Origin of the sequence: Mesobacillus boroniphilus, assembly GCF_018424685.1 — a bacterium.
Taxonomy (GTDB): Bacteria; Bacillota; Bacilli; order Bacillales; family Cytobacillaceae; genus Mesobacillus; species Mesobacillus boroniphilus_A.
This window is the reverse complement of record NZ_QTKX01000001.1, coordinates 893,952-906,774: the sequence shown is the minus strand read 5'-3', so window position 1 is coordinate 906,774 and position 12,823 is coordinate 893,952. Positions and strand designations below refer to the sequence as shown.

General features: G+C 36.7%; 13 protein-coding genes. 6 read left to right on the top strand and 7 right to left on the bottom strand.

All coding sequences use genetic code 11. The features are described from left to right. The first annotated feature begins 239 nt into the window (after window positions 1-239). From DYI25_RS04550 to DYI25_RS04535, 4 genes are all read left to right on the top strand, one after another. Window positions 240-1,238 carry a tripartite tricarboxylate transporter substrate binding protein gene (locus DYI25_RS04550; protein WP_213367259.1) on the top strand — a complete coding sequence of 333 codons (999 nt, stop codon included), beginning with the start codon at window positions 240-242 and terminating at the stop codon, window positions 1,236-1,238. A gap of 150 nt (window positions 1,239-1,388) precedes the next feature. Next, entirely contained in the window at window positions 1,389-2,912 is a 1,524-nt protein-coding gene (locus DYI25_RS04545) for a tripartite tricarboxylate transporter permease (protein WP_213367258.1), read from the top strand. A 15-nt stretch (window positions 2,913-2,927) separates the two neighbouring features. After that, window positions 2,928-3,395, top strand: coding sequence for a tripartite tricarboxylate transporter TctB family protein (locus tag DYI25_RS04540; RefSeq protein ID WP_213367257.1), 468 nt, complete (start codon window positions 2,928-2,930; stop codon window positions 3,393-3,395). Window positions 3,396-3,407: 12 nt separating this feature from the next. Further along, window positions 3,408-4,193, top strand: coding sequence for a sulfite exporter TauE/SafE family protein (locus DYI25_RS04535; protein WP_213367256.1), 786 nt, complete (start codon window positions 3,408-3,410; stop codon window positions 4,191-4,193). 93 nt (window positions 4,194-4,286) lie between these two features. On the opposite strand, the gene DYI25_RS04530 is transcribed toward DYI25_RS04535, so the two are convergent. From DYI25_RS04530 to DYI25_RS04500, 7 genes are all read right to left on the bottom strand, one after another. Further along, window positions 4,287-5,009 carry a sulfite exporter TauE/SafE family protein gene (locus DYI25_RS04530; protein ID WP_213367255.1) on the bottom strand — a complete coding sequence of 241 codons (723 nt, stop codon included), beginning with the start codon at window positions 5,007-5,009 and terminating at the stop codon, window positions 4,287-4,289. A gap of 118 nt (window positions 5,010-5,127) precedes the next feature. Then, the gene (locus tag DYI25_RS04525) at window positions 5,128-5,724 is read right to left on the bottom strand and encodes a FumA C-terminus/TtdB family hydratase beta subunit (protein WP_213367254.1); all 597 of its coding nucleotides are present in this window, start codon (window positions 5,722-5,724) and stop codon (window positions 5,128-5,130) included. Window positions 5,725-5,854: 130 nt separating this feature from the next. Further along, on the bottom strand, window positions 5,855-6,904 hold the full coding sequence (locus DYI25_RS04520; RefSeq protein WP_213367253.1) for a YeiH family protein: 1,050 nt from the start codon (window positions 6,902-6,904) through the stop codon (window positions 5,855-5,857). Between the two features lie 99 nt (window positions 6,905-7,003). Continuing rightward, a complete protein-coding gene (locus tag DYI25_RS04515) occupies window positions 7,004-7,927 on the bottom strand; it encodes a fumarate hydratase (protein WP_213367252.1) in 924 nt (307 codons plus the stop codon). Between the two features lie 18 nt (window positions 7,928-7,945). Continuing rightward, the gene (locus tag DYI25_RS04510) at window positions 7,946-9,679 is read right to left on the bottom strand and encodes an FAD-binding protein (RefSeq protein WP_213367251.1); all 1,734 of its coding nucleotides are present in this window, start codon (window positions 9,677-9,679) and stop codon (window positions 7,946-7,948) included. Window positions 9,680-9,724: 45 nt separating this feature from the next. After that, window positions 9,725-10,099 carry a hypothetical protein gene (locus tag DYI25_RS04505; protein ID WP_213367250.1) on the bottom strand — a complete coding sequence of 125 codons (375 nt, stop codon included), beginning with the start codon at window positions 10,097-10,099 and terminating at the stop codon, window positions 9,725-9,727. Between the two features lie 34 nt (window positions 10,100-10,133). Continuing rightward, complete coding sequence (locus DYI25_RS04500; RefSeq protein WP_213367249.1) at window positions 10,134-10,853, bottom strand: succinate dehydrogenase/fumarate reductase iron-sulfur subunit; 720 nt, start codon at window positions 10,851-10,853, stop codon at window positions 10,134-10,136. Window positions 10,854-11,166: 313 nt separating this feature from the next. Here DYI25_RS04500 and DYI25_RS04495 point away from each other — a divergent pair, with 313 nt between their 5' ends. Then, window positions 11,167-11,499 carry a UxaA family hydrolase gene (locus tag DYI25_RS04495; protein ID WP_213367248.1) on the top strand — a complete coding sequence of 111 codons (333 nt, stop codon included), beginning with the start codon at window positions 11,167-11,169 and terminating at the stop codon, window positions 11,497-11,499. 2 nt (window positions 11,500-11,501) lie between these two features. Then, window positions 11,502-12,659 (top strand): UxaA family hydrolase, encoded by a 1,158-nt coding sequence (locus DYI25_RS04490; protein WP_213367247.1) that lies wholly within the window; start codon window positions 11,502-11,504, stop codon window positions 12,657-12,659. The last annotated feature ends 164 nt before the right edge of the window (window positions 12,660-12,823 follow it).

Sequence of the window (12,823 nt, the reverse complement as noted above, 5' to 3'; positions counted from 1 at the left end):
AAAAATTATTCTAAATATATTGAATATTTACAAAAATCATGATTTAATAATTACAACTGGTTGGGTCACTGAGTCAATAACTACTTTTTCACTATTCACCCTTGTTTTAAGTTGTTTTAAGTGATTTTTTTACTCAAAAGAATGATAACGTTTACATTAAGGGGGGGATCGGACAGTTTCCAAAAGAATTACCATCAATTGAAAAGTTCCATATTAATGTAAAATTAGAGGAGGATAATATGAGGAAAATAACTTTCATCTTTACCCTGATTTTTTCAGCACTTCTAATTACAGGTTGTTCTTCATCTGTAAAAAACTCTGCAACTGAGCCCCCTAAGGTTAGTGCTGATGAAGGATATCCAAAACAAGACATTCGAAATATTGTTCCTTTTAGTCCAGGAGGCACAACCGATACAAATCAAAGAATTATTGAAAAGTTTTGGAAAGATTATTTTCCAAAGAGTATGGTGATTGAGTATAAGCCTGGTGCAGGTGGAGAGGTAGGTTTTGCGGAGTTAGCAAAGGCAAAACCTAATGGTTATACGATGGGTTCTATCAACACACCTCATATTATTTTACAACCCTTGGGAAAACCAACACAATATCAAACAGATCAATTTGAGATTTTGGCTCGTCTTGTACATGACCCTCAAGTTATAGCAGTAAAAGCAGACAGTGAGATTAAAACACTTGATCAGTTTATACAAAAGTTAAAGGATAAGCCTGGGAGTCTTTCTGTTGGATTGACAGGACATCTAACAGGTGATCATTTAACAGCACTAAAGTTTATGAGTGCTGCCGGAGTAAAAGTGACTACTGTTCCACTTCCCGGATCTGCCGATCAAGTATCACAATTACTAGGAGGCCATATTGATGCAATTGTTGGGAATGTCGGGGATGTTACCAAAGATCGGAGTCAGTTCAAAATTTTAGCAATCGGAACAGAAGAAAGGCATGAATGGCTACCAGATGTTCCTACTTTTAAGGAGCAAGGCATCGATATAGTAGCTGCTATTGACCGAGGTTTAGCACTCCCTAAGGGAACCCCAAAAGAATACCAAGAAAAAATATTTAAAGCTTTAGAGCAAATTACTAAGCTACCTGAATATCAGGAAAAGATGAAAAAGGCTGGTTTAGTAGATGGATTTTTATCAGGTGAAGAATGGGCAGAAATTATTAGTCAAGAAAAAGTAGAGGCTGAAAAACTTCTTGAGGAATTTGAGCTTTTAAATAAATAATATCGGGACATGACCTTAACAATTTAATATAACGGATCAATTTTATCTAACAGAGCCTTTAACTAGAGATATGGTACCTCAAGATAAAAGGGATCCGTTAATTTTTTCCTTGAAGTATGAAATTTTATATTCTTAAAAGGGGGGGTTTCAATGGCTTCAGAAATTCTTAATGGATTAACACAAAGCCTGGGTTATCAAAACTTAACGATCATGGCGCTGTGTGTTATAGCTGGAATTATTGTCGGGACGCTTCCTGGTCTGTCAGCAACTATGGGAGTTGCCTTGCTTGTTCCAATAACATTTGGGATGCATCCAGCCACCGGATTATTAGCATTAGGGTCATTATATGTGGGATCCATGTTTGGTGGAGCGAATTCAGCAATACTTATTAATACACCAGGGACACCTGCTGCAGTTGCAACCACTTTTGATGGGTATCCCTTAACTTTAAAAGGAGAAGCAGATAGAGCCTTAATTGCCGCACTCGTAGCCTCTGTTATAGGTGGTATTATTGGTACACTATTTTTAATCTTTTTGGCCTCTCCTCTTGCAAACTTTGCATTAGGCTTTGGACCTGCAGAGAACTTTTGGCTCGCTGTTTTCGGTTTAACTATAATCGGGAGTTTAGCAGGAAAATCCATTACTAAGGGACTTATCGGCGGAGCGTTTGGTCTTTTGCTAGCTTTAATAGGATTGGATCCTGTTTCTGGATACCCTAGATTTACTTTTGGTTTTGATAAATTAATTGAAGGGATTAACCTTCTCCCAGCAATGATAGGCTTCTTTTCAATCCCTCAGGTCCTTAATATGATGGAAAAAAACGATAAATACATTGCCTCCTATACAGAACGGAAAGGAATCTACAAAAAAACGATAATAGAAACACTCAAAAGACCTGTCGTTTTATTAAGAAGTTCATTAATTGGAACCATTATAGGTATATTACCAGGCGCAGGAGGCAATGTTGCCGGATTTGTTGCTTACAATGAATCAAAGCGCTTTTCAAAAACACCGAAGGAATTTGGAAAAGGCCATTTTGATGGTGTCGTTACAAGCGAGTCTGCTAATAGTTCAACAGTTAGTTCCTCTCTTATCCCTTTATTAACATTAGGAATACCAGGCAGCCCTGTGGCAGCCGTTCTTTTAGGGGGATTATTAATTCATGGTTTAACCCCTGGTTCAAAATTATTTACAGAATCCAGTGAAATTGCGTACACCTTCATGATGGGATTGATTGTAGCAAATGTTTTACTCCTAATTTTAGGCCTTATTGGAACAAGGTTTTTTGTAAAGACAATAGCAGTACCCCTTCATTATTTAGCTCCCATTATTGCAGTTTTAGCGGTTATCGGATCATACTCAATTCGAAACAGCATCTTAGATGTTTTTGTAATGTTAGCCTGTGGCATTTTGGGATATTTTTCAATGAAGTTTGATGTGTTACCCGCTCCTATTGTGTTAGGGCTAATCTTAGGTGTTATTGCTGAGAATGGATTTGTCCAAGCAAATCTTGTTGCACAAACGGGTACTAGTCTAGCTACAATTTTTTTCACTAGCCCAATCACTATTACATTAATAATTTTGACAGGGTTATCCATAGTAACTCCTATACTTTTATCCCAACTTGAAAAAAGGACGTTCAAACAAAATAAAAACATCGATATCAAGAAATGAAGGGAAGGTGGTTGTATGCAAAGTGAAAGAAAGAAAGATTTAATTGTTTCAATCATTGTTTTGGCTATTAGTGCTTTATTTTATGTAAATACAAAAACACTTACATCTCCTGCAGATATTTTCCCAAAAGTTGTTATTTTCATTTTTTCATTATTAGGAGTAATACTACTGTTAAAAGTAATTTTTTATAAAAATTATGAGGATATAGACAAAAGTGAGAATGCAGAAGCAATTAGTAATCCCAAAAGAAGATGGATCAGCATTACTGCTTTGATTCTCTACACCATTCTCATACCTATAATAGGTTTTTACGTGACTAGTGCTATTTTTCTAACACTCATAAGCGTCTATTTAAGAGACGAAAAACAAGGGTTATTTGGATATTTGAAGCCCCTGCTTCTTTCGTGTCTTGTGATGGTAATACTTTATGGCACCTTCAACGTCTTTTTAAGGGTACCAGTACCAGCTGGTATTCTTATTTAAGGTTAGCGTAAAATGTATATAACTATGTTGTTAATAGGAATCCTATCCGGTCTTATTACGGGTTTATTATCAATTGGCGGAGGAATTATCTTAGTCTTTACTTTGATGCTAATACTTCCGCTTTTTACAGGTAGAACTCTTCCGATGAGCATGATTGCTAGTTTAGCTATCATGCAAACCTTTTTTTCCACACTCTCGGGCGGATTATATTATATCCAATCAAAACTTGTCGTATGGAATATAGCTTTATTTATGGGCCTTTCTGCCTTTTTAGGTGGAATGATTGGAGTATTTTTGGCATCCTTTTCTTCGGACTTTACATTACGTATTGTTTTCGCTTCCCTTGCTGTTTTAGCTGCGATCATTATGCAGATACCATATAAATCCACTATGATTGAAGACGCTACACCATTTAAATTCACATCTCTATCATCTACACTAACAATCATTGCGGGTTTAGCGATAGGCATTTCTGGTGGATTAGTAGGCATTGCTGCAGGTTTCCTGATTGTGCCTTTATTAATTTTCATTTATAAGCTGCCTATAAAGAAAGCGATCGGTTCTAGTCTTATTATTTGCTTTCTATTGGCAGCTGGAAGTCTAATCAGCAAACTGAGTATTAGTACTATACCTCTTGGTTATGGCTTCACCCTCATTATAGGAGGTACCTTAGGAGCACAATTAGGAGGACGGATAACAAAAGGGTTAAACTCATTAACGTTGAAAAGGATTGCTGCATATTCCATACTTATCATAAGTGTTAAACTATTTTATGATATATTCAATTTGATATTGTAACTTATCCAAGATACACTTACACACCAAAACACGCAAACCTATAACAGGTATTTGCGTGTTTCTGTTTTTTTAATCAAGTATAAGATTAACCTCTTAGATAACTAAAAATGATATTATTAAATACCCACCGGTGAATAGCAGGATTAGATATGTTGTTACTCGAAAAGTCCTTTGGCTGATTCGTGCAAATAAAAATTGTCCGAGAAGTATACCCATAAAAAGAGCAGGAATGGAAAATAGCGAAGAGGTCCAAACCTCTTTACTTGTACCACCAAATAATAATTGCAGGATTAAACTAATGGAATATACAAAAAGATTATATGATAATGGCGTATTCCGAAAGCTTGTTTTTTCCATTATCTCTCCGGAAAAATAAATTAATAAAGGAGGGCCAGGTATTCCTAAGCTGGTCGTCAGAAACCCCGATAATCCGCCAATCAATAGATCACGCTTCTTCGTTTGAATTATTGTGAATTTTAAGATCAGCAATACCGTGAAAATAAGGATAAGTACACCAACAACAATCTTTAAGAACTCAACATTTATATAAAGGTATAAAGGTATTCCTAAGACAACTCCTACACTACTTCCTTTAATTAATCTAATTAACAATGGTTTTTCTATCTCTTTCCTAATTTTAATAATCATAAATATCGAAAGACATAGGGAAAGAATAATATTTATTTGAATGGCTGTATGTACTGGATATATTAAAAATAAAAAAGGTGTACTCACTAGGGAAAAGCCATAGCCAGTGCTTGTTTGTAATAATGAAGACATAAGAACAATCATAAAAAGAAGAATCCAATTCTCCATACTACACCTCCCTCGATTAATGTTTTTCATATTAAGGAATATAATAAAAGGCAAGCTCCTATTTAAAGGGTCTCTTGCCTTTACAGTTAAATCTATAACCTTCTTTTGGGCTGGAATATTAGATTTGGCTTAAGATATTATCCAGATTTGCCCTCGCAACTTTTTTTATATCTGTATATTTATTATTCCCATGTGAGTCTATAGAAACAATCAAAGGTCCAAAATCCTTCACCCTGAATTTCCATATCGCTTCAGGCATAAGGTCCTCCCACCAAACATCTTCGATTTCTTCTACTTGTGTAGTCTCTAAAGCTGCGGAACCTCCAAGGATTGTAAAATAGCAACCTTTAAGATCTACACAAGCTTTACTACCGTCCTCAAGTAATCCTCCTTTACCTATAATTACCTTCATACCATACTCTTTCATTAGTCCTCTAGTGAAACGGTCCATACGATAGCTTGTGGTGGTACCAATACTGACCTTTTCATATGTCCCATCCTCTAACTTTCTAACTCCAGGGGCTGTATGAATACCGATTGACCCATTTAACTGTGGTACAAGATCTATTGGCAAATCAACCTTTTTATCAAAAAGACGAATTAAATTAGCATCTCGTATACCAAAAATTGTGCCATCTAATGTAACAGTATCCCCTGCATATAATTGGTTGATATCTTCATCAGTCAATGGAGCTTTTAAACGATAATGAGCCATAATTCCCCTCCTGCATTATTAATAGACTTATAAAAGATTCTCCAACTTAGATAATATCCCCTAAATTAAACCTTGAAGGATGGTATTCTGGTTTTTATTGGTGTATTTAAAACTCAATCAGAAATTGTGATTAAAACAGGATTAAAATTAGCAATAAGCTTATTGATCCCATTATTATGGATGATATTAGCCCAACAATTAAAGGTTGAAAACCAACTGATTTAATCTTTCTCATATCGGTTCCAAGACCAACACTTGCCATGACCATTAGAATTATAAACTTAGCAACAAAAGTAGTGGGTTCTATAAAACTTGCTGATAAGGGGAATATTGTATTTAACGCAGCTGCACTAGCAAAAAACAGAATAAAGAATGGAAATATCTTACTAATTTTTACTCTTTTCTCGCCTTGATAGGATGTAGTGTTTTTAAGAGTTATATATATTGATAGTAGGACAGCAATTGGTACAAGCATCAATGTTCTAATTAATTTTACAACAACTGATGCATCCCCTGCTTGATTGCTGTAACTATATCCAGCCGCAACCACAGATGAAGTATCGTGAATAGCTGTGCCTGCCCACGCACCAAATTGATTATCCGGCATGGAAAGTAAATGACCCACTACAGGATATACAAGTACTGCTAAAATATTAAAGGCAAAGATTGTATTTACCGCATAGACGATATCTTCATCTTTTGCTTTAATGATAGGTCCCGTTGTTGCAATAGCTGTGGCACCACAAATTCCTGTTCCTAAACTTATCAACAAGGGGATATTCCCTTTTAGCTTAAATAACCTCGCTATTAAATAGGTTAAGAAAATACCTAAAAATACTGCGACTAAAACAATAAAAATAGTATTTAATCCAAGTCGAAAAATATCTAAAAAACTAAAGCTAAAGCCAAGAAGAATAATAGCAAATTTTAACAAATTTTTTAAGGTATAGGAAATCCCAGCAGAAAATACCTCTGGAACACCCAGGAACTGCCTAATCAGGATACCCAGAACTATCGCTATTACAGCTCCCCCTATAAGGGGGTAATCCTTCCCCAATGAATGGGCAATTAGTCCAACAATAATCGTCAGACTAATACCTGGGAGGTTCTTTGACCTAGCCAAGTATAGAACTTTGTTTTGGAAGACTGTGGCATGATTTATTTGAACCTCATTACTCATTTATAAAACCTCCGACAATATAAGCTTACTACCCTCAGACTTCGAATTTGCTTCAACTCACCATACCTTTATTAGGTGGATTTAAGTTTATTTTTATATCTAGTAAGAAATTTCAGGTTCTTCCTGTTGTTTAAAGGTTGCTCTCATTCTTCTCGCTGGCCAGCACATCATATTTACAGCAACAGGGTTACATGTCATATGAGTGTCAGCTACTTCAATGTGAACTGCCAATGCAGTCGTGCTTCCCCCTAGACCCTGAGCGCCTAGACCCAATTTATTGATTAAGATGTACAGCTCTTCTTCTAATTTCCTAACATCAGGATCCGGATTAGGGGAACCTACTTCTCGTGCTGCCGCTTTTTTTGCCAGCGCTGCACATTTATCTGCCGTTCCTCCGAGCCCAATACCCACAATAGTAGGAGGACAAGGGTTTGCACCAGATTCAAATACACATTCTAATATATATTTTTTTATTCCTTCAATACCTGCTGCAGGTGTTAACATTTTAAGATAACTCATATTTTCAGAACCAGATCCTTTAGGAACAATCAGAATTTCTATTTTATCCCCTTCAATAAATTCATAGTGGATAATAGGGACCTGATTTCCGGTAGAGGTACCATGATTTTTTCTTGTTAATGTATTAACAATACTACTCCTTAGGGGATGCTCTAGGGTTGCCCGTTCGGTTCCTCTTCTAATGGCTTTTTCTAACCTTACACCATCAAAGCGGACTTGATTTCCTACTTTTACAAAATACACAGGAATACCAGTATCTTGGCAAATTAACAGCTTTTGATTATCGGCCGTGGAAACGGTCTTTATAAGTGTTGCTAGAATCTCTTTTCCGCTTGCTAGTTCTTCTTTTGAATGGGCTCTTTCCAAGGCCGTTCTAACGTCTGGCGGTAAATCCTTAAGAGATTCAATATAAAGTGTTTTACAGCTTTCCTCTACACTTTTATAAAATTTGTTATCGACTTCCCAAACACTCTTATAATCTGCAGCGTAATCAACAACTGTCATAGAATCCACTCCCAATATTTATTTTGAAGCTACAACCTTATACCCTTCAATTTCCTCTATATTTATACGAGTTTGTTTAGTTTCTTCCACTCTATATTGAGGTTCGCCTTCATCCTTTTTTATAACGTATATATTGCTCAACCATTGTTTATCATTGCTTTCGGGATAGTCTTCTCTATAATGGGAACCTCTGCTTTCCGTTCGTATCAATGCACTGGCTGTGACCATTTTGGCGATTGTTACTAAATTTCGCACATTTAAGAATTCCTGCCATGTAAGATTATATTTTCGTGATCCTTTAACAGAAACTTGATTGATTCGTTTTTCCAATAACCTAAGTTCACTCATGGCCGTCTCCAAGTCTTTCCCATTTCGGACCAAACCCACTTTTTCCCACATTATATTTTTCAAGTCATTTCTAATGTAGAAAGGGTTTTCCCCATCGTCTCTTCTAAATGGTTCTATAAGTTCTTCTATAACTGAAAGAACCTGTATATCAGATACTTTCAAAATAGAACTTGTATTATTAATATAGGCAACTGCTGCATCTCCCGCTCTTGCACCAAAAACAGTTGAGTCACAAACGCCATTTCCGCCTAATCTGTTTGCTCCATGGACGCCACCAGCGTCTTCACCTGCTACAAATAACCCGTCAATATTCGATTCACAATCTGTTGTAACCTTAACTCCGCCCATATGAAAGTGAGCTGCTGGAGAGATTTCTACTGGTTCGACACTTAAATCTCGGCCAACATCTCTACAACGTTCAACCATGCCTGGGAACATTTTTAGAACATTTTCCTTTCCAAGATGAGAGACATCAATAAAAACACCTCCGAGCGGTGTACCGCGTCCTGCCATTATTTCCATATAGGCGGCCCGCGAAACCCGATCGCGTGTCGATCGCTCCATACGTTCTGGGTCATAATTTTTCATGAATCTTTCTCCAAGCGAATTGATTAAATATCCTCCCGCTCCGCGTAAGCCTTCTTCCAAAACACCTCCATTTAATCTTGAATTCTCAGCAAGAAGGCCTGTAGGATGGAACTGCATCATTTCCATGTCAAGAAACTCCGCACCTGCCCGGTAACACATGGCCATTCCATCTCCTGATTTTTCAAGGCTAGGTGTAGCGATCTTGTACATTGTTGCAGCTCCACCAGTACCTACAATGATTGCTTTACAATGAACAACTATAAATTCGCCGGTCCTCATATTTAACATTAAACACCCTGCAACCCTACGTTTTTCTTCATCAAGTAGCAAATCAATTGCCCTTACTTCATCCCAAGTAATTACATTCGGTTTGGCATAAAGCTGATCACGCATTCGCGAAATAATTTCAATTCCTGTCAAATCTCCTTTATGAACCGTTCGGTCAAACGTTTGCCCGGCAAAAGGTTTCTGGTGAACAGTTCCATCTTCGTTTCTATCAAAAAACACGCCCATTTTCGTTTCTAACTCTCTTATCCTTTTAGGTGCATCTTTTACTAGAGTCCAGGCCATCTCTTGATTATTGATTCCACCCCCACCTTTAATCGTGTCCTTAAAGTGTTTTTCAAATGAATCGTCGGGATGGAGAACGACATTATATCCGCCTTGAACCATACGAGTACATCCACTTTTCCCAACTAACCCTTTAGCTGATACGATAATTTTCAAATTCGGATTTTGATTTGCTGCATGATGGGCTGCAAATAAACCCGCACCGCCACTCCCTAAGATAAGCAAATCTACTTCCACATGTTCCATCTAGTTCACCTTCTTTTGATTGAAGTTTATTAAACTTTTATAATGTTAAGAAACAATGAAATAAAACATAAATGCACATAAAACGGCACCAAGAACGGTAAAGGTTGTAAATACACTTCTGTTGTCTTTAACAATCCCAATGTCGATTAATATCACCCTTAATCCATATAAAGCATGGAAAATTAAAGCAAAAATTAAGAATGCATCCAATACAGCGTTTAAGTGCAATGTAGAAAAAATACCGATACCTGGAAGCTTGCCTATCATCGCATAGCCACTATAGATTTTTAAAGGTAAACAAAATAGTAAGATCAATGCTGTAATCCTTTGAACTAACCATGCAATGTATCCGACGAACGGACGTTGTTTAATTTTTACTTCCCGTACATTGTTATTCGTTTGTAAACTACTAACCGCCATGCTCTTACCACCTCTTTTTTATTTTCTTATTAAATTACCACTTTAAACCTATAGCTCTTTTCAATTTTTTCATCTTTATTTTTTGTATTGTAACCATTGGCTTAATTCCTTTGGGACAAACTTCAACACAAGCACCAAACGTACGACAACCAAATGCCCCATCTGTTTCAGTAACCATATCCATTCTCTCAGCTCTTGCACCGTCTCTTTCATCGGCGATTAAATTATAGGCACGATTTAATGCTGCTGGACCAATAAATTCATCTTCCCTCATAGAGACTGAATCACAAGATTGGAAGCACAAACCGCAAGTGATACAATCCTGATTTTCATCGATAAGTTCACGCCGACCTGATGATGGAGGAATAATTGCAAATTCCTCCGTTTCCTCTTTTGGTACAAAATAGGGTTTCACCTTCTCCCAATTTTTAAAGAATTTATCCATATTGACAGCAACATCCTTAATTACTTCCATGTTCCTCATAGGTTGAACTAGTATTCTCTCACCTAAATGTTCAATTTTAGTTCTACATGCGAGACGACCGCGACCGTTAATTACCATTCCGCAAGATCCGCACATTCCCAATCTACATGCACAGCGAAACGAAAGAGAAGAATCCTGGTCTTCCACAATTAAGAATAAGCTATCCAATACCGTCATATTTTTTTTCGCTTCAATTTGAAAGGTTTCATATCTAGGATGTTCATCGTTTTGTGGATCAAAACGCATCACAGTAACTTCAACATTGTTCATACCCGATTACCCTCCATTTTCATCCAATTAGTTAACTCGTTACTTACCAGCATAAATTTAATCATTCTTTTTTTAAAAAAATATACAAGAAAATTTTGTAACTATTTTGGTTAATGGCATAGTGACCCAACCAGTGATATTTTTATTAAAACACCTATTTATCTAAAATTCAATATATTTAGAGTATTTATTTTTTTATTTATTAAAATTTTCAGAATTATAGGTTGATTTTTTGAAAAGTGGTGATAAAATAAGTTATAAATTGGTTGGGTCACCTAACCTATTACACATTTTAAAGAAGGAGTTGAAGAAAATGGGGAACGTTAATCAACCTGTAGCAACAAGCGAAAAAGAACAAAGAGTAGCAGTGCATAAGTTTTTAATCCATCACAAGGGTGATCATGTGGGTGTTGCTACTAGCGATATCCAAAAAGGCGAAACAATTATCGGGGTTTATATGGATGATAACTCTGAAACGGAAGTAGTAGCAAAAGGAGATATCCCATTAGGCCACAAAGTTGCTCTGGTTCAAATGGGGGTTAATGAACCTGTTTTAAAGTATGGAGTTCCAATAGGTGTAACAACAACTGAATGGCAAGTTGGAGATTATGTTCATACTCACAATATTAAAACGGCGAGGTGGTAACAATGGAAAATCAATTATTTGGTTATCGTAGAGAAAATGGAAACGTCGGAGTTCGAAATCATGTAGTCATCTTACCTGTAGACGACATTTCAAATGCAGCTTGTGAAGCTGTAGCAAATAATGTAAAAGGAACTCTAGCCTTACCTCATGCTTATGGAAGACTTCAATACGGGCCAGATCTAGACCTCTTTTTTAGGACTATGATTGGTATTGGTTCAAATCCAAATGTGGCAGCAGTCGTTGTAATAGGCATTGAGGAAAATTGGACAAAGAAAATTGCGGATGGAATTGCAAAAACCGGTAAACCTGTTTCATACTTCTACATTGAGCGTAATGGAGATATCGAAACAGTCCGTAACGCTTCATGGAAAGCAAAAGAATATATACAATGGGCTTCAGAACTTCAACGTGAGCCTATTGGATTACATGAACTCACAGTAAGCATTAAATGTGGAGAATCAGATACGACTACAGGAATGGGATCTTGTCCAACTGTTTCCCAAGCAGTTGACCGATTAATTGATGCTGGTGCCACAGTATTCTTTGGTGAAACCTCCGAACTGACTGGAGGAGAGCATCTCATTGCTGAACGTATGGCTACTCCAGCATTAAAAACTAAATTTATGAATATTTATAATGATTATGTTGGTGAAATTAAATCTAAAGGCGTTGACTTATTAGGCTCACAGCCAACACAAGGAAATATCGCCGGCGGTCTTTCTACAATTGAAGAAAAGGCTTTAGGAAATATTGCAAAAACTGGCACGAAGGAAGTAATTGGGGTTTTGGATCCAGCAGAAGCTCCTGAAGATGGGAATGGTTTATACTTTATGGATACTTCATCGGCAGCTGCGGAATGTATAACCTTAATGGCTGCAGCCGGGGCAGTAGTTCATTTCTTCCCTACCGGCCAAGGAAACATTATTGGCAATCCGATTGAACCTGTTATTAAAATTACAGCAAATCCAATTACAGCAGAAACAATGAGTGAGCATATCGATGTTGATGTCAAAGGGTTGCTTTCTAGAGAAATCTCGTTACCAGAAGCTGGAGACTCTCTCATGGAATGCCTGTATCGTACAGTAAATGGCCGCTTAACATGCGCAGAAGCTCTAGGACATCGTGAATTTGTAATTACTAAACTATATAGAAGTGCCTGATTTTTATATTAATAATTATAGCAATTAGAAACTGAATTTTTATTATGAATCAAGGTCACCTCTCTTTCTTCTGATCTTTGTATACTGCATGTATATAGATCTTATCGGAGAGGTGTCCTTTTTTGTCTAAATTAACCTTAGATGATCTATTGCCTTATTTAAAA

What these genes read in the sequence shown, in the direction of transcription:
- DYI25_RS04515 (WP_213367252.1), bottom strand. Translation starts at nt 7,927, where the DNA reads ATGACAGTTGTTGATTACGCTGCAGATTATAAGAGTGTTTGGGAAGTC.
- DYI25_RS04490 (WP_213367247.1), top strand. Translation starts at nt 11,502, where the DNA reads ATGGAAAATCAATTATTTGGTTATCGTAGAGAAAATGGAAACGTCGGA.
- DYI25_RS04500 (WP_213367249.1), bottom strand. Translation starts at nt 10,853, where the DNA reads ATGAACAATGTTGAAGTTACTGTGATGCGTTTTGATCCACAAAACGAT.
- DYI25_RS04540 (WP_213367257.1), top strand. Translation starts at nt 2,928, where the DNA reads ATGCAAAGTGAAAGAAAGAAAGATTTAATTGTTTCAATCATTGTTTTG.
- DYI25_RS04545 (WP_213367258.1), top strand. Translation starts at nt 1,389, where the DNA reads ATGGCTTCAGAAATTCTTAATGGATTAACACAAAGCCTGGGTTATCAA.
- DYI25_RS04495 (WP_213367248.1), top strand. Translation starts at nt 11,167, where the DNA reads ATGGGGAACGTTAATCAACCTGTAGCAACAAGCGAAAAAGAACAAAGA.
- DYI25_RS04530 (WP_213367255.1), bottom strand. Translation starts at nt 5,009, where the DNA reads ATGGAGAATTGGATTCTTCTTTTTATGATTGTTCTTATGTCTTCATTA.
- DYI25_RS04510 (WP_213367251.1), bottom strand. Translation starts at nt 9,679, where the DNA reads ATGGAACATGTGGAAGTAGATTTGCTTATCTTAGGGAGTGGCGGTGCG.
- DYI25_RS04535 (WP_213367256.1), top strand. Translation starts at nt 3,408, where the DNA reads ATGTATATAACTATGTTGTTAATAGGAATCCTATCCGGTCTTATTACG.
- DYI25_RS04525 (WP_213367254.1), bottom strand. Translation starts at nt 5,724, where the DNA reads ATGGCTCATTATCGTTTAAAAGCTCCATTGACTGATGAAGATATCAAC.
- DYI25_RS04505 (WP_213367250.1), bottom strand. Translation starts at nt 10,099, where the DNA reads ATGGCGGTTAGTAGTTTACAAACGAATAACAATGTACGGGAAGTAAAA.
- DYI25_RS04520 (WP_213367253.1), bottom strand. Translation starts at nt 6,904, where the DNA reads ATGAGTAATGAGGTTCAAATAAATCATGCCACAGTCTTCCAAAACAAA.
- DYI25_RS04550 (WP_213367259.1), top strand. Translation starts at nt 240, where the DNA reads ATGAGGAAAATAACTTTCATCTTTACCCTGATTTTTTCAGCACTTCTA.